The 16,083-nt window shown below is 64.6% G+C and carries 14 protein-coding genes; 8 read left to right on the top strand and 6 right to left on the bottom strand.

From position 1 onward, the window contains the following. Window positions 1–2: 2 nt before the first annotated feature. A complete protein-coding gene (locus C6W88_RS17755) occupies window positions 3–503 on the top strand; it encodes a DUF2878 family protein (RefSeq protein ID WP_108133431.1) in 501 nt (166 codons plus the stop codon). Window positions 504–522: 19 nt separating this feature from the next. On the opposite strand, the gene C6W88_RS17750 is transcribed toward C6W88_RS17755, so the two are convergent. After that, window positions 523–2,379, bottom strand: a complete 1,857-nt coding sequence (locus C6W88_RS17750) for a putative bifunctional diguanylate cyclase/phosphodiesterase (protein ID WP_108133430.1) — start codon at window positions 2,377–2,379, stop codon at window positions 523–525. 222 nt (window positions 2,380–2,601) lie between these two features. On the opposite strand from C6W88_RS17750, the gene fabA reads away from it, so the two are divergent. The 4 genes from fabA to C6W88_RS17730 all read left to right on the top strand — a co-directional run bounded on the left by fabA (window position 2,602) and on the right by C6W88_RS17730 (window position 6,047). Next, window positions 2,602–3,117, top strand: coding sequence for a 3-hydroxyacyl-[acyl-carrier-protein] dehydratase FabA (gene fabA, locus C6W88_RS17745; protein ID WP_045990827.1), 516 nt, complete (start codon window positions 2,602–2,604; stop codon window positions 3,115–3,117). A 13-nt stretch (window positions 3,118–3,130) separates the two neighbouring features. Next, window positions 3,131–4,348: a beta-ketoacyl-ACP synthase I gene (gene fabB, locus C6W88_RS17740; protein ID WP_045990828.1), complete on the top strand. Its 1,218-nt coding sequence runs from the start codon at window positions 3,131–3,133 to the stop codon at window positions 4,346–4,348. Window positions 4,349–4,640: 292 nt separating this feature from the next. Further along, window positions 4,641–5,396: a metalloprotease LoiP gene (loiP, locus tag C6W88_RS17735; protein WP_108133429.1), complete on the top strand. Its 756-nt coding sequence runs from the start codon at window positions 4,641–4,643 to the stop codon at window positions 5,394–5,396. Between the two features lie 87 nt (window positions 5,397–5,483). After that, entirely contained in the window at window positions 5,484–6,047 is a 564-nt protein-coding gene (locus C6W88_RS17730) for a PH domain-containing protein (protein WP_108133428.1), read from the top strand. A gap of 72 nt (window positions 6,048–6,119) precedes the next feature. Here C6W88_RS17730 and C6W88_RS17725 read toward each other — a convergent pair whose 3' ends face one another. The 3 genes from C6W88_RS17725 to C6W88_RS17715 all read right to left on the bottom strand — a co-directional run bounded on the left by C6W88_RS17725 (window position 6,120) and on the right by C6W88_RS17715 (window position 8,779). Beyond that, complete coding sequence (locus C6W88_RS17725) at window positions 6,120–6,875, bottom strand: lysophospholipid acyltransferase family protein (protein ID WP_045990830.1); 756 nt, start codon at window positions 6,873–6,875, stop codon at window positions 6,120–6,122. Next, entirely contained in the window at window positions 6,872–7,768 is an 897-nt protein-coding gene (locus tag C6W88_RS17720) for a sugar nucleotide-binding protein (protein WP_108133427.1), read from the bottom strand. Before C6W88_RS17720 ends, C6W88_RS17725 begins: the two co-directional genes overlap by 4 nt. A 237-nt stretch (window positions 7,769–8,005) precedes the next feature. Further along, entirely contained in the window at window positions 8,006–8,779 is a 774-nt protein-coding gene (locus C6W88_RS17715) for a sulfite exporter TauE/SafE family protein (protein WP_045990832.1), read from the bottom strand. Window positions 8,780–8,983: 204 nt separating this feature from the next. On the opposite strand from C6W88_RS17715, the gene C6W88_RS17710 reads away from it, so the two are divergent. Together C6W88_RS17710 and nadE are read left to right on the top strand one after the other, a co-directional pair. Next, window positions 8,984–9,508: a CinA family protein gene (locus tag C6W88_RS17710; protein WP_108133426.1), complete on the top strand. Its 525-nt coding sequence runs from the start codon at window positions 8,984–8,986 to the stop codon at window positions 9,506–9,508. A gap of 26 nt (window positions 9,509–9,534) precedes the next feature. Next, a complete protein-coding gene (gene nadE / locus C6W88_RS17705; protein ID WP_108133425.1) occupies window positions 9,535–10,365 on the top strand; it encodes an NAD(+) synthase in 831 nt (276 codons plus the stop codon). Window positions 10,366–10,567: 202 nt separating this feature from the next. On the opposite strand, the gene ssb is transcribed toward nadE, so the two are convergent. Together ssb and C6W88_RS17695 are read right to left on the bottom strand one after the other, a co-directional pair. After that, window positions 10,568–11,233 (bottom strand): single-stranded DNA-binding protein, encoded by a 666-nt coding sequence (gene ssb / locus C6W88_RS17700; protein ID WP_045990835.1) that lies wholly within the window; start codon window positions 11,231–11,233, stop codon window positions 10,568–10,570. A gap of 232 nt (window positions 11,234–11,465) precedes the next feature. After that, window positions 11,466–12,851 carry an MFS transporter gene (locus C6W88_RS17695; protein WP_108133424.1) on the bottom strand — a complete coding sequence of 462 codons (1,386 nt, stop codon included), beginning with the start codon at window positions 12,849–12,851 and terminating at the stop codon, window positions 11,466–11,468. Between the two features lie 184 nt (window positions 12,852–13,035). Between C6W88_RS17695 and uvrA the strand changes: the two genes are divergently transcribed. Continuing rightward, window positions 13,036–15,906, top strand: a complete 2,871-nt coding sequence (uvrA, locus tag C6W88_RS17690; RefSeq protein ID WP_045990837.1) for an excinuclease ABC subunit UvrA — start codon at window positions 13,036–13,038, stop codon at window positions 15,904–15,906. Window positions 15,907–16,083 lie beyond the last annotated feature (177 nt).

Raw genomic sequence — 16,083 nt, 5'->3', positions numbered from 1 at the left:
CGATGCCCCCCCGCTGGCAGGCCTCGCTGCTCAATGTGGCGGGCTTCCAGCTGGGCTGGTTCGGCTGTGTGCTGATGGGCGCCTGGGCCGGCGGAGCCATTGCCCTGGCGGTGATCGTGGCTCACCTGCGCTGGTTGGCCAAGCCCGGAGAATGGCGCTGGTTGCTGGGGTTTCTGCTGGCTGGGGTCGTGATCGATGGCTCGCTGGCGGCGTTGGGCGGCTATCGCTTCGACCCGCAGAGCCCGAGCCTCGGTCCGCTGGCGTTGTGGCTGCTGTGGCTATGGCCGCTGTTCGCCACCCTGATTCATCACTCGCTGGAGTGGCTATGGGCGCGCCCCTGGCTCGCCGCCCTCGGCGGCCTGATCGGCGGCCCCTCGTCCTACCTGGGCGGCGCGGTACTGGCGGGCGTCGAGCTGGCCGACTGGCTGCTGCCGACCCAGGCGCTGATCTGGGCCTCGCTGTGCCTGGTCATCGGCATCGGCCTGCGCCGACGCTCAGGCTGAACAAGGGCTAAAGGCGCCATCAGGCCACCGCCTGACGGGTATTGGCCTCTTGACGGGTAGCGCTTTCCCGCCACAGGGCTTCGAGCTCGTGGGCCGGCATCGGCCGGGCGTAGAAGTACCCCTGCACCTCATCACAACCGGCCTGGCGCAGGTAGTCGCGCTGTTCTGCGGTTTCGACGCCCTCGGCCAGTATCTCCAGTGACAACCCTCGGGCCATCGCCGTGACCGCGTTGACGATGGCCGCATCGGCGCTGTCACCCGGCAGCGCCTTGATGAAGGCACGATCCAGCTTGAGCTTGTCCAGCGGCAACTCCTTGAGATAGCCCAGCGACGAATAGCCGGTACCGAAGTCGTCGAGGGCGATGCGATGGCCCAGGTCACGCAATCGCTCCAGGCGCGGCACGATATCGCCGCCACGATCGTCCAGCAGCACCGACTCGGTCAGCTCGAGCCCCAGCCACTGGGACGCCACGTCATGGCGCGCGCGGCCGGTGGCCAGGGTCTTCTCCAGGTCGCCCTGGAACAGCTGCATCGCCGAGATGTTGATCCACACCGGCAGCGGCGATAGCCCCCGCGAGCGCCAGTGGGCGAGCTGGGTCAAGGCCTGATGAATCACCCAGTCACCCAGCGGCGCCATCAGTCCATGACGCTCCGCCAGGGGGATGAACTCCGCCGGGGAGATCATCCCGTCGCGGGGATGACGCCAGCGCAGCAAGGCCTCCATGCCGATCATGGCGTCATCGGAGAGTCGATGCTGTGGCTGGTAGTGAAGCTCAAGCTGTCCTCCCTGGGCCAGCGCTTCCCGCAGGTCATTGAGCAGCGTCAGATTGGGACCGTCACCGACGTCCAGGGCAGGCCGAAAGCGCTGGCAGCAATTACCGCCATGGCGGCGGGCGGACGCCAGCGCCGCCTCCATGCGCTGAAACAGCACGCCATCATCGTTGCCGTCTTCCGGGGCACGACAGCTGCCGATGGTAATGCCGAGCCTCAAGGTGCTGCCGTCGATCTCGAACGGCTCCCCCAGATGGCTCCTCAAGCCCTCGACCCAGCGCTCGTGATCGTCGTAGGTAGTGGTACGCAGGACCATGAATTCGTCCCCGCCCAGCCGCCCGACCACACCGCCGGCCACATGCCCGGCCAGGCGCTTGCCGAAACGTGCCAGCAATCGATCACCGGCGCTGACACCGAGGCCGTCGTTGATCTCCTTGAAACCATCGATATCGATCAGCGCCAGATCCAGACACTCACCGGCACGCAGATGACGCAGACGCGAGGCCAGCAATTCATGAAGACGGAAACGGTTGGGAAGCCCGGTCAGCGGGTCTTCCCGACCGATCCGCCTGAGGTCCTGCTCCCGGGCCTTGCGCAGCGAGATATCGGTAAAGGTGGCGATATGGTGCTCGGCGCGGCCATGGGGGTCGGTGATCACCTGGACCTCCAGCCACATGGGGTACTCGCTGCCATCCTTGCGTCGCTGCCACAGCTCGCCTTCCCAGCGACCGGCGCTGATCAGCGCCTGCCAGAAGCGCTCGAAGAAGGCGCTATCATGGCGCGCCGCCGCCAGGTTGCTGGCGCTGAGGCCGGCCACCTCGGACAGCTCGAACCCCGAGAGCTCGGTAAACGCCGGGTTGACCGCCTGGATACGGTGCTGATCGTCGGTGATCATCACCGCCTCACCCGACTGTCGCATCACCTGCTCGGTCAACCGCGAGCGACGCTGCTCGAGCTTCACCTGACGCCAGCCGTCCCACATGGCCACCGCCATCAGCAACAGCGCACCGAGCCTGAGCGAGACGCTCGGCAGCCACAGGACGGCTGACATCGCCGAGAGCCCGAGCCAGATCAGCGGGCGATTGAAAGATAACCGAGGCCACATGGTCGAATTGGACTCCCGCGATAGAGAACGCGAAAAAAGTGTGCTGTCGTTATCGGCGCTTTGCCCGGAATCTGTAGTGTCAAAGCAGACTTTCTGTCTACCACGACCATGATCGAAGGCCCACGGGGTGCATTCAGCCCCCACGAACAGTAGACTAGGCAGGCCGCATGGCGGCAGATTGCCGTGCGCGGCGTACATCACTTCGACTCTCGGAACGCTCCAGTGACCAAGCAACACTCTTTTGATCGCGATGAACTGCTGGCTTGCAGCCGCGGTGAGCTGTTCGGCCCGGGCAATGCCCAGCTGCCGGCCCCCAACATGCTGATGCTCGACCGCATCACGCGCATTTACGAAGAGGGTGGCGAGTACGGAAAGGGCGAACTGATCGCCGAGCTCGATATCCGCCCTGACCTGTGGTTCTTCGATTGCCACTTTCCGGGCGACCCCGTCATGCCCGGCTGCCTCGGCCTCGATGCCATGTGGCAGCTGGTGGGCTTCTACCTCGGTTGGCTCGGTCACCCCGGACGCGGCCGGGCGCTGGGCTGCGGCGAGGTCAAGTTCAGCGGGCAGATCATGCCTGACGCCCAGAAGGTCACCTACCGCATCAATATCAAGCGCGTCATCACCCGCCGCCTGATTCTGGGCATGGCGGACGGCACCGTTTCCGTCGATGGCCGCGATATCTATCAGGCCAACGACCTGCGTGTCGGCCTGTTCACCTCCACCGCGAATTTCTGATCAGGAGGCTCCCATGCGACGAGTGGTAGTCACCGGTCTGGGCATCGTGTCGTGCCTGGGCAATGACCGGCAACAGGTACTCGAGGCACTCAAGAACGGCCAGTCCGGCATTCGTTTCAAGGAAGAATACGCCGAGCGTGGCTTCCGCAGCCACGTCGCCGGCGTGGTCGACATCGACCTGGACGAACTGGTGGACCGCAAGCTGCGCCGCTTCATGGGTGACGCTGCGGCCTACGCCTATGTCTCCATGGCCCAGGCCATCGAGGATTCCGGCCTCACGCCCGAGCAGGTGTCCAACGAACGTACCGGCTTGATCGCCGGGTCCGGCGGCGCCTCCAGCGCCAACCAGGTGGAGGCCGCCGACGTGATGCGCGAGAAGGGTCTGCGCCGTGTGGGCCCCTACCGGGTCACCCGCACCATGGGCAGCACCGTCTCGGCCTGTCTGGCGACCCCGTTCAAGATCAAGGGCGTGAACTACTCCATCTCTTCTGCCTGCGCCACCTCTGCCCATTGTATCGGTTCCGCCATGGAACAGATCCAGCTCGGCAAGCAGGACGTGGTATTCGCCGGCGGCGGCGAGGAGGAGCACTGGACGCTGTCGTGTCTGTTCGACGCCATGGGTGCGCTGTCGACCAGCTACAACGACGACCCGCAGACCGCCTCTCGCCCCTACGACAAGAGCCGCGACGGCTTCGTCATCGCCGGCGGCGGCGGCATGCTGGTGCTTGAAGAGCTCGAGCACGCCAAGGCTCGCGGCGCCAAGATCTACGCCGAGGTGGTCGGCTACGGCGCCACCTCCGACGGCAAGGACATGGTCGCGCCGTCAGGTGAAGGCGCCATTCGCTGCATGCGCCAGGCCATGGCCAGCGTCGACGGCGACATCGACTACATCAACACCCACGGCACCTCCACGCCGGTGGGCGATGTGGCCGAACTCAAGGCGGTGCGCGAGGTCTTCGGTGACAGCACCCCGGCGATGAGTTCCACCAAGTCTCTGACCGGGCATTCGCTGGGCGCCACCGGCGTGCAGGAAGCGATCTACTCGCTGCTGATGATGGAGAACGACTTCATCGCCGCCTCGGCCAACGTCAGCGACCTGGACGACGAGGCCCAGGGCTTCGATATCGTCACCAGCCGCCGTGATGGCGTGAAGCTGGATCGCGTACTGTCCAACAGCTTCGGCTTCGGCGGTACCAATGCCTGTCTGGTGCTGCAGCGCTTCAACGACTGATCAAGCCCGGCCAGGTAGTAACACGACGGCGCCCCTCGGGGCGCCGTCGTTGTTTGTGGATAGCGCTATTCCCACTCCCAGGGAGAGCAAGACGATATTGCTGACAAAGTGTTGTCTGAAAAACACGAAAAATGGGTAGGTTTGTTGCGCTGCAATAGCGCGTGCTACAACTCCGAACACGGTCAGCTTGCGCTCCAGAAACTCCCGTCGCGATCCTGCGCGCGCAACCGCCGATCAGGACCTTGTCCTGCAGGAACCATCCCGACTCCCTCTTTCATCAAGGATGATGAGCATGAACCTACGCCTTACGCTTTCTGTCGCCGTGCTTGGCTGCACCACCCTGTTGACCGGCTGCGAGAACATGTCCACCGACAGCATGATCAACACCGGGCTCGCCGGCTTCAACGCCGCCACCATCAGCGATGCCGAGGTCAAGGCCATGTCTGACCAGAGCTGCCAGCAGATGGACAGCCAATCCGTCCTGGCGTCGCCTGACTCTGAGTATGCACAGCGCCTGGAACGCATTGCCGACCGCCTGGGCCACCAGATCGAAGGCACCCCGGTCAACTACAAGGTCTACATGACCGACGACATCAACGCCTGGGCCATGGCCAACGGCTGCGTGCGTGTCTACAGCGGGCTGATGGACATGATGAACGACAACGAGATCGAGGGTGTGCTGGGTCATGAACTGGGTCACGTGGCCCTGGGGCATAGCCGCAAGCGCATGCAGACGGCCTACGCCACCGCGATCGCCCGGGATGCCATGGCGGCATCCGGCAACAGCGCGATGGCGACCCTGTCAGACTCTCAACTGGGTGATCTGAGCGAGAAGTTCATCAACGCCCAGTTCTCCCAGAGTCAGGAAAGCGACGCCGACAACTTCTCCTTTGATCTACTGACCGAGCGAGACATCCCGCGCGAGGGCCTGATGACCGGCTTCCAGAAGTTCGCCGAGCTCGACGGCGGTGAAAGCAGCCTGATGTCGTCACACCCGGGCTCCAAGGAACGCGCCGACAATATTCGCGAGCGCCTGGCCAACGGCTAGTACTGGCGATAGGTGGCAGCTTCAGCCCTTGCGTGCTCGGAGCTGCCGCACTCGCTTGGCCCGCACCAACGACAAAAGGAGAAGACCATGAGCGACAGCACCTCGAATGAAAGCGTTATCGCAACGCTGAAGCCTTCGATTCTGGCGGGAGTGGGTTCGCTGATAGTTGGATTGTTGCTCGCATCGATTGGAACGTTATTCGCAAAGCAAATCTGGCGATTTTTTTATGAGATATACATCGGCATATACTACGGGGACCCATTGTTTCCTCTGAAAGAATCACATGTTGTTATTGCGCTTTGGGCGATCTGTCTTATTATCCCCATCTGCAAGATCATTGGCTTGGCCAACACCAAGTTTGATATCACACCGCGCCGAGTCTACTACTATCACGGCGTCTTGAATCGCCGCGTGGATCAGTTGGAGATCGCACGCATCCGCGACCTGTCGACATCAGAGCCTTTGCTGCTCAGGCTCTTTGGTTTGGGCAACCTGATACTGCTGACGGCAGACCGGACCCATCCGCAACAACTTATTCCCGGCATCAAGGACGTCCACGGCATGCGAGAGCGTGTACATGACCTGAGCGTTGCCGAAAGACAGCGGACAGGCTATCAGGAGATGGAAAACACCACCGAAGCGACGGCTTGATCGCCTTTTCTTTCGGCGATCGGCGATGATGCCGAGCGCCCCAAGACCGGCCCCAGTGGGGCCGGATCGCGTTCAGCGACTGACACTGCGCGCCAGTTCTTCGGGCGCGGGCCTCGGCACGCTGGAGATCTCTTCCAGGCGCGCCTCGATCCAGGCTTCGGTCTCGACCAGCACCTCTTCAGGGGTGCGTCCTTCGGTGGCGATGGGCTCGCCCACCACCAGCGAGATGCGGCCAGGCCGCTTGATCCAGTCACGCCCCGGCCAGCATTCGCCGGCGTTGTGGGCCACCGGCACCACCGGCACCCCGGCGCGACAGGCGATCACCGCCCCACTCTTGTTGTAGCGGCGACGCTTGCCTGGCTCTACCCGGGTTCCCTCGGGAAAGATCAGCACCGACAACCCCTCCTTGAGCCGCTGGCCTCCCTGGCTCAGTACCTGGCGCATGGCCCGGGCAGGCTTGGAGCGGTCCAGGGCGATGGGGTGCAACAGGCGCAGCCCCCAGCCAAAGATCGGAAAGTTCAACAGTTCCTTCTTGAGCACCGTGCACACCGGAGGCTTGAGCAACTGCAGGTAGACGGTTTCCCACTCGCACTGGTGATTGGACAGGATCACCACCGGCCCATCGGGCAGTTTTTCACGCCCCTTCATCTCGTAGCGCACCCCGCACACCAGGCTGAACCAGGCGATGATGAAGTGGTTGTAGAGGTTGAGCAGCCGATAGCGCGAGCGCAGTGGCAGCAGCGGCGCCGGCGGCAGAAACAGCAAGCCACACACCAGCATCGCGGCAAAATAGCCAATATAGAAGATCACGCTGCGCAGCAGATTCATGCGTCCTTCCCCTGACTCGTCGCCTGGCAGGCCACGTCTTCCCGCGCCCGACACCAGGTGTCGAGCATACGACCCACCTCGAGCCGCCAGGGCTTCTGGTGTACCCCGAACACTTCCAGCACCCGGCGACAGTTGAGTACCCGGCGCAGCGGCTGATCATGGTGGTGGCTGAGCGCCTTCACCTCGCCCAGCGCGATGTTTTCGCCCTGGCCTTCCAGACGCGTGCCCAACTGGGTGCGCACCATGCACACGAAGGTGTAGGCGCTGACCGGCTCTACCCCGGCCAGATGGTAGCTGCCCCAGGCATTGGCGCCGCAGGCCTGCTGCTGCAGCATGCCGATCAGCGCCATGGCCACGGCGTCAGCGGACGTCGGGCACAGGGTCACGTCGGTCTCGGCGGGCACGGTGCCGCCATCGATCAGGGTATCGAGCAGTTCGCCGAGCCAGGCGTGGCTACCCTCCAGGGCGAACATGGGACCGACCCGCACGATCAGGTGCTCGGGGCACTCGGCACGGATGCGGTCGCCCGTCGCCACCAGCCGGCGCAGCCCCTCGTCCCGGGGGGCCGGAATCACGTGCTCGTCGATGGGCGAATCGTGGCCATCCTCGTAGAGCTGGTCACAGACGCACCACACCAGCGGTATGCCGACGTCACGGCACGCCTCCATGCAGGCCTCGACCGCCTCGGCGTGTTCGACCACCGCGGCGGGCGGCACGCTGAAGGGGCGCGACAAGGGGGGAATGATCAGCGCGTCCGGCGCCAGCGTACGCAGCGCTTCAGGATCCACGCGGGTCGCGGGATCGATCACCAGCTCGGTATCACCGCGCCGATTGCTTTCCCGCGCCAGGGCCAGGGACAGACAATGCCCGGCGTCCAGAATCAGCAGCTTCACGACGACTCCTCGTCCATGAGAGCGCCGCACGAGACTCGCACGACGCCCTGGGCGTTACGGCCGGTGTCCCAGACGCTGCGACAAGAATAGCGGCGAGAACCACCGCTCGCACATCACGCCCGAGGACACCAAAGGGCCATATTCTACACCAACTGCTCATCGATCAGCGCCCCTCTTGGAGGTAGCAGACTCTCGCCATCCATCGAGGTGGAAACGTCTGGCTGCCGGTTGGCGCGATCAGCCGACGCTGGTCGCAAGGCCCACCAGGCTGACCGCCACCAGCACCACCCCGAGCACCCGGAAGAACACCTCGGAGCGAGCACCGAGCAGCGCCTGGTGGACTCGCTCGCCGAGTACATGGCCCACCATGGCGCAGGGCAACAGCCACAGGTGATGCTCGAGCTGCAGGTCCACTCCGGCGATGATGAAGGACACCATCTTGATCACCACCAGGATGAACCACAGCACAAACAGGGTGTCGCGCAACTGGTGCTTGGCCACATGGGAAGCGAATACCGCGACGATCAGCGGAGCGCCGATCAGCGATGCTCCGCTGACGTAGCCGCCCAGCGCCAGCAGCACCACGTCCACCGTCTTGCTGCGGCTACGAAAGGGGCGATTGAGGGCGTAGCTGGCGCCGTAGACGATCACGATCACGAAGATCACCGCCGTCATCAGCTCAGCCGGCAGGGTCAAGAGGCCGACCACCCCGATCAGCTTGGGCACGATCATGATCGCCAGCGCGCGCTTCAAGTAGCGCCAGTCGATATTGCTGTCGCCGGTATTGCCGGTCTGCTGGATCTGACGATGGCCGCGCCAGGCGATCCAGCTCGAGAAGATCAACAGATGCACCGCCACCAGCGGCAGGAACACCAGTGGCTCATCGAGCACCAGCAGCAGGAAGGGCAGCGCCAGCACCGCCCCACCGAACCCCAGACTGGAGCGCACGAAACCGCTCCAGCAGAAGATCAGCCCGATCAACGCGTACTGGTACCACAACAGATCCTGCATCCGCCGCTCCCTCTGGATCACCACTAAAATTATTTGTCTGCTTATCACTTTAGCCTGTCTGGCTGCACGGCAACATAAGACATCAGTGGAGATAGAGAGGCATCCGTCTCGCAAGGAGTGGGTTGGAAGACCCGGCCTTCAGCCCCTATGCTGAATTTGCCAAAACGAGCATTTCCCACTCTCATCATCGCAGGAGAGCACGCCATGGAATGGCTGGAAGATCTTGTCGACTACCTGACCGAGCACGACATCAAGCTGGCCACCGCGGAGTCCTGCACCGCCGGTCTGATCGCCTCGGAACTGGCCCGCGTACCTGGCAGCGGCCAGGTCATCGACAGCGGACTGGCCGTCTACTCGCCCGAGGCCAAGAACCGCTACCTCGGGATCCCCTTCGAGACCATCTCGCGCTACGGCCTGACCGGCGAGGAGATCACCCGGGAGATGGTGCTGGGCACCCTGAACAACTCCAACGCCAAGCTGGCGATCGCCAACACCGGCATCGCCGGCCCAGGCGAACCCGAGGATGGACCGCCCAAGGGCACGGTGTGCCTGGGCTGGGGTTTTCGCTACGAGGACAAGATCTACGTGATCACCACCACCGAGCATTTCGACGGGGATCGCAACAAGGTCCGCCTGGCGGCGGCCCATCATGCCCTCAAACGGGTGTGTGACTGGCACCGCGACATTCGCGACGGCAAGCTCGCGCCCTACTGGCGTGAGCACGACTGACACCCCAATCCCGCAAGGAGGCACGGATGACCCACGACGATATCGACCAGTTGCAGCGCATCATCGCGCGTGAACTCGAAGTCCAGCCCGGGGCGGACATCAGGGATGAAATTCAGCGGCGCCAGGCGTTTCTGATCGACCAGCTTCACACCACCGGCCAGCACTGCCTGGTGCTCGGCATCAGTGGCGGCGTGGACTCGACCAGCGCCGGCCTGCTGGCCCAGCGGGCGGTCGAGGCAGCGCGGGAGCGACTGCCCGAAGCACGCTTCATCGCCATGCGCCTGCCCTATGGCGAGCAGCAGGATGATGACGACGCCAGGCAGGCGCTGGACGCCATCCAGCCGGACGAGTGCCTGACGGTCAATATCAAGCCGGCCAGCGACGCCATGCTGGAAGCGCTGGAGCAGGCAGGCCTTGAGTTTCGCGACCAGGCCCACCGCGACTTCGTGATGGGCAATATCAAGGCGCGCCAGCGGATGATCGCCCAGTACGCCGTGGCCGGTGCTCAAGGTGGCCTGGTCATCGGCACCGACCAGGCCGCCGAGGCAGTGATGGGCTTCTACACCAAGCACGGTGACGGCGCCTGTGACCTGGTGCCCCTGGCCGGCCTGACCAAGGGCCAGGTCCGCGACATGGCTGCACAACTGGGCGCCCCGGATACCCTGGTCAACAAGGTGCCGACGGCGGACCTGGAGTCACTGCGCCCGCAGTTGAGTGACGAGGAAGCCCTCGGCGTCAGCTACGCCGCCATCGACCGCTTCCTCACCGGCGAGAGTGTCGCCCCCGAGGACGCCGAGCGCATCATCGCCACCTGGCGGCGCACCGCCCACAAGCGTGCCATGCCCAGGACGCCCTGATACCCCGGGCACTTGAGGCGAAGCGCCTTGGCCGAAGAGAGACTCTGCAAGAGAAAGAGGCACTTGGCGAGAAGAGGCACTGCACTGAAAAGGCGCTGACCAAAAAAGGAGACCCGGAACGCAAGGAGGCCCTGCCGATGCAGGGCCTCCTTGGTTTGCTAATGACGCCATTTGATGGCATCCACAACGCATCTTATTCCGGCTAGAACGGGATCTCGTCGTCGAAGTCGTCGAAGTTGCCCGGGTCCGGTGCGCCGAAGCCGCCCTTCTGACCTCCGCCCTGGTTGGGCGCCTGCTGGGGCGGACGGTTCTGCTGAGCGCCACCCTGCTGGCCACCGCCAAAGTTGCCGCCCTGCTGGGGCTGGCCGCCACCGAAGTTGCCACCCTGCTGGGGCTGGCCACCACCGAAGTTGCCACCCTGCTGGGGCTGACCACCACCGAAGTTGCCACCGCCCTGCTGGGGCTGACCACCGCCGAAGTTGCCGCCGCCCTGAGGGCCGCCGCCGAAGCCGCCACCCTGGCCGCCTTCACCGCGACCATCGAGCATCTGCATGTCGTTGGCGACGATCTCGGTGGAGTAGCGATCCTGGCCGTTCTGGTCCTGCCATTTGCGAGTCTGCAGGCGGCCTTCGATGTACAGCTTCGAGCCCTTCTTGAGGTACTGCTGGGAAATCTCGGCCAGCTTGTTGAACATCACCACCCGGTGCCATTCGGTGCGTTCCTGGCGCTGGCCGCTCTGGCGGTCCATCCAGGTATCGGTGGTCGCGAGGTTCAGGTTGGCCACGGCGGTGCCGGACGGTGTAAAGCGCACCTCCGGATCCTGGCCGAGGTTGCCGATGAGGATGACCTTGTTGACGCCACGGGCCATGGTTGACTCCTTGATGCAGACAATGGGTGCCGGGCCGGCGGGCAGGATAGCTGCCACGCCCCCGGTGACAATCGGTCGGCGTCGATCGGTCGACGCCACAAAAGCGGATGTCGCTACTATACGCGAGATCGAGACGATTCGCCGCCGTGAAGAACGGCTCGGCACTCGAGCGCAGACAGTGTGCGGCGACGTGTATCTGCCGCGGCTATCTACCGCAACTATCTACCGCTACCTAGGAGCGCTGGGTCGAAGAACGGGTCAGCCGCGCCAGCGCCTCGGTGTCCAGGGTGGCACGATCCACCTTCAGGTAGGCCAGCCGCTCCTCCGGCACCACCAGCACGTCCTCGACACCGGCGACGGCGGCAAAGCGCGCCATCAGGTTGTCCAGGGTATCGCTCTCGTGCTCGTCGGCCAGGGCCACCACCTCGCTCGACAGGTGGCGCGGCGCGCGCATGCCGAGCATCAGCACGAACCAGCCAAGCCCCAGCAGCGCTGCCCCCAGGAACACCGCCGACAGCCCGAACTGCTGGGCCAGGAAACCGCCCATCACGCCACCGAGGAAAGCCCCCAGGAACTGGCTGGTGGAATAGACCCCCATGGCCGTGCCCTTGGCCCCGGCCGGCGCCAGCTTGCTGATCATCGACGGCAGGGTGGCCTCGAGCAGGTTGAAGGCGGTAAAGAAGGCCAACAGCCAGGCGCCCAGGGCTACTAGGCCCGAACCGGCGAGGCCCAGCCCGACCAGACTCAGGGTGATGGTAGCGATGGCACCCAGGCACATCAGCTTCATCTTGCGCTTCTTCTCGGCCACGATCACCAGCGGCACCATGGCGACGAAGGACAGTCCCATCACCACCAGGTAGACCAGGCCATGGCGGGCTTCGACGACGCCGGCATCGACCAGCTTGAACGGCACGGCGGTGAAGATCGCCATCAGGATCAGGTGCAGGCTGAAGATGGAGGCGTCCATGCGCCACAGGTCCATGCGCCCGAGGATGCTGGCGAGCTGCCCTCGATCGAGGCCGACGTCACGATGGCCGCGCCGGCGCGGCGCCGGCGGCACCAGCTTCCACAGCACCAGCATCCCCAGCGCCGCCAGCAGGGCCGTGAAGTAGAACACCCCGGCCAGGCCAAAGTGGCTGGCCACCAGCGGGCCGAGCACCATGGCGACGCCAAAGGCCACGCCGATCGACAGACCGATGGTCGCCATGGCGGCGGTGCGAACCTGCTCGCGGGTCTGGTCGGCCAGAAGCGCCATGATGGCGGCGGCCACCGCACCGCTGCCCTGCAGACTGCGACCGACAATCATCATGGCGATGGAGTCCGCCTGAGCGGCGACCACGCTGCCGATCAAAAACAACCCCAGGCCAGCAGCAATCACCGGCTTGCGCCCGATGCGATCCGACAGCAGACCGAAGGGAATCTGCAGTACCGCCTGGGTCAGGCCATAGACGCCGAGCGCCAGCCCCACCAACAGAGGGGTGGCCCCGACCAGGTGGTCGGCGTTGAGGGCGAGTACGGGCAACACCATGAACAGCCCGAGCATGCGTGTGGCGTAGAGCCCCGCCAGACCGACGATGGCGCGCCGCTCGGAGGCTAACAAGAGTCTGGCCTTGGACATGAACGAATTCCGGCTTGAGAGCGGGGAGAGAGCCCCGAAGGTGGACCGCATATTCTAGCGCCTGGGGGCGATCCAGAAAATGCCGACACTCGAGTCATTTCACAAGCGTCTTTTCACCGGTGGCTTTGCCGGCCGGGCGACCGGCCACGTATAATCGACCTTTTGCCGCGTCTTCGAGGTGGGAATGGACAAGATTCTGGTCAGGGGTGCCCGCACCCACAACCTCAAGCAGATCGACGTCGAACTACCCCGTGACAAGCTGATCGTGGTCACCGGGCTGTCTGGCTCCGGCAAGTCGTCGCTGGCCTTCGATACCCTCTACGCAGAGGGGCAGCGCCGCTACGTGGAGTCGCTGTCCACCTATGCGCGCCAGTTCCTGTCGATGATGGAAAAGCCCGACGTGGACCATATCGAGGGGCTGTCGCCGGCGATCTCCATCGAGCAGAAGTCCACCTCCCACAACCCGCGTTCCACCGTCGGCACCATCACCGAGATCTACGATTACCTGCGCCTGTTGTTCGCCCGTGCCGGCACCCCACGCTGCCCGGAACACGGCGAGGACCTCGAGGCCCAGACCATCTCGCAGATGGTCGACCAGGTGATGGCGCTGCCGGAAGGCAGCAAGCTGATGCTGCTGGCCCCGGTGGTCAGCGGACGCAAGGGCGAGCACCTGCAGCTGCTGGCGGAGCTGCGCTCCCAGGGCTTTGTACGCGCCATGGTCGACGGCCAGGTGCTGGAACTCGACGACGTGCGCCCGCTGGACAAGAACCGCAAGCACGACATCAGCGTGGTGGTGGACCGCATCAAGGTGCGCGAAGGCCTCGAGCAGCGCCTGGCGGAATCCTTCGAGACCGCCCTGGGTCTGGCCGACGGTACCGCCATGGTCCACTTCATGGACGGTGAACAGGACGACATGGCGTTCTCGGCACGCTTCGCCTGTCCGGTCTGCGGCTACTCCATCGCCGAACTCGAACCGCGGATGTTCTCGTTCAACAACCCGGCCGGCGCCTGCCCCACCTGCGACGGCCTGGGGGTGCAGCAGTTCTTCGACCCGGAAAAGCTGATCAGCCACCCGGAGCTGTCTCTGGCGGAAGGCGTGATCAAGGGCTGGGACCGGCGCAGCGTCTACTACTTCAACCAGCTGAAGTCGGTGGCCGAGCACTACCGCTTCACCCTGGAGACCCCGTGGCAGGATCTGGCCCGCCACGAGCGCGAGGTGATCCTCAACGGCAGCGGCAAGGACGACATCGCCTTCAGCTACGTCAATGATCGTGGCAAGAAGGTCACCCGCGAGCACCCCTTCGAGGGCGTGCTGCCGAACATGCAGCGCCGCTACCGCGAGACCGAGTCGAGCATGGTCCGCGAGGAACTCGCCCGCTATATCGCGGTGCAGCCCTGCCGCACCTGCGAGGGCTCGCGCCTGCGCAAGGAAGCCCGCCACGTGTTCGTCGACGACACCACTCTGCCCGAGGTGGTGCGCCTGCCGATCGGCGACGCCCAGCGCTACTTCAGTGAACTGAGCCTGCCTGGTCGGCGCGGCGAGATCGCCGAGAAGATCCTCAACGAGATCTCGGCCAGACTCGAGTTTCTGGTCAACGTCGGCCTCGACTACCTCAACCTGGAGCGCAGCGCCGAGACCCTGTCCGGTGGCGAGGCCCAGCGCATCCGCCTGGCCAGCCAGATCGGTGCCGGCCTGGTGGGCGTGATGTACATCCTCGACGAGCCCTCCATCGGCCTGCACCAGCGCGACAACGACCGCCTGCTGCAGACCCTGGAACGCCTGCGCGACCTGGGTAACACGGTGATCGTGGTCGAACACGACGAGGACGCGATTCGTGCCGCCGACCATGTCCTCGACATCGGCCCCGGCGCCGGTGTCCATGGCGGCGAGATCGTCGCCGAGGGCACCCCGGAGGAGGTCATGGCCAACCCGGCCTCGCTGACCGGTCAGTACCTGTCCGGTACCCGCGCCATCGAGGTACCGCCCTGGCGCATCCCCGGCAACCCGGAAAAGATGCTCAAGCTCACCGGCGCCTCGGGCAACAACCTCCAGGACGTCACCCTGGAGCTGCCGCTGGGGCTGTTCGTGTGCGTCACCGGGGTGTCCGGCTCGGGCAAGTCGACCTTGATCAACTCGACCCTGATGCCGATCGCCGCGCGCGAGCTGAACAAGGCCACTACCCTGACGCCGTCGCCCTACACCGGCATCGAGGGGCTCGATCAGCTCGACAAGATCATCGACATCGACCAGAGCCCGATCGGCCGCACGCCGCGCTCCAACCCGGCGACCTACACCGGCATCTTCACCCCCATTCGCGAACTGTTCGCCGGCACCCAGGAGGCGCGCTCACGCGGCTATAAGCCCGGCCGCTTCTCGTTCAACGTCAAGGGCGGGCGCTGCGAGGCGTGTCAGGGCGAGGGCATGATCAAGGTCGAGATGCACTTCCTGCCGGATATCTATGTGCCCTGCGACGTGTGCAAGGGCAAGCGCTACAACCGCGAGACCCTGGATATCCACTACAAGGGCAAGACCATCGATGAGGTGCTGGAGATGACCGTGGAGGAGGCGCTGGAGTTCTTCAGCCCGGTGCCCGCCATCGCCCGTCGTCTGCAAACCCTGGTCGACGTGGGCCTGACCTACATCCGACTGGGCCAGAGCGCCACCACCCTGTCCGGCGGCGAGGCCCAGCGGGTCAAGCTGGCCCGGGAGCTGGCCAAGCGCGATACCGGCAAGACCCTGTACATCCTCGACGAGCCCACCACCGGCCTGCACTTCGAGGACATCCGCCAGCTGCTGACGGTCCTGCACCGGCTGCGCGACCACGGCAACACCGTGGTGGTCATCGAGCACAACCTTGACGTGATCAAGACCGCCGACTGGCTGATCGATCTGGGCCCGGAGGGCGGCTCCGGCGGTGGACGCATCATCGCCGAAGGCACCCCGGAACAGCTCGCCGAGATGGAGGTCTCCCACACCGGGCGCTTCCTCAAGCCGCTGCTCAAACGCGCCGCCCCCACCTCGCGCAAGGGCGACAAGGAAACCGCGACCGCCTGAGGACGCCTCGGAACACAACGAGCGGGTGTCGCAACATCGCCAACGCAAGACGCCCGAGATAAGGCAAATGAAAAAAGGGGAAGGCCAAGGCCTTCCCCTTTTATCTTCCATGTAATGACCCCTTGGTTTCTGCACACCTCATCCAGTTAATGCGAGGTGTGCTCGGGGTGACACATA

It is taken from the genome of Halomonas litopenaei (assembly GCF_003045775.1).
Lineage (GTDB): Bacteria > Pseudomonadota > Gammaproteobacteria > Pseudomonadales > Halomonadaceae > Halomonas > Halomonas litopenaei.
This window is presented reverse-complemented; position numbering and strand designations above follow the sequence as displayed.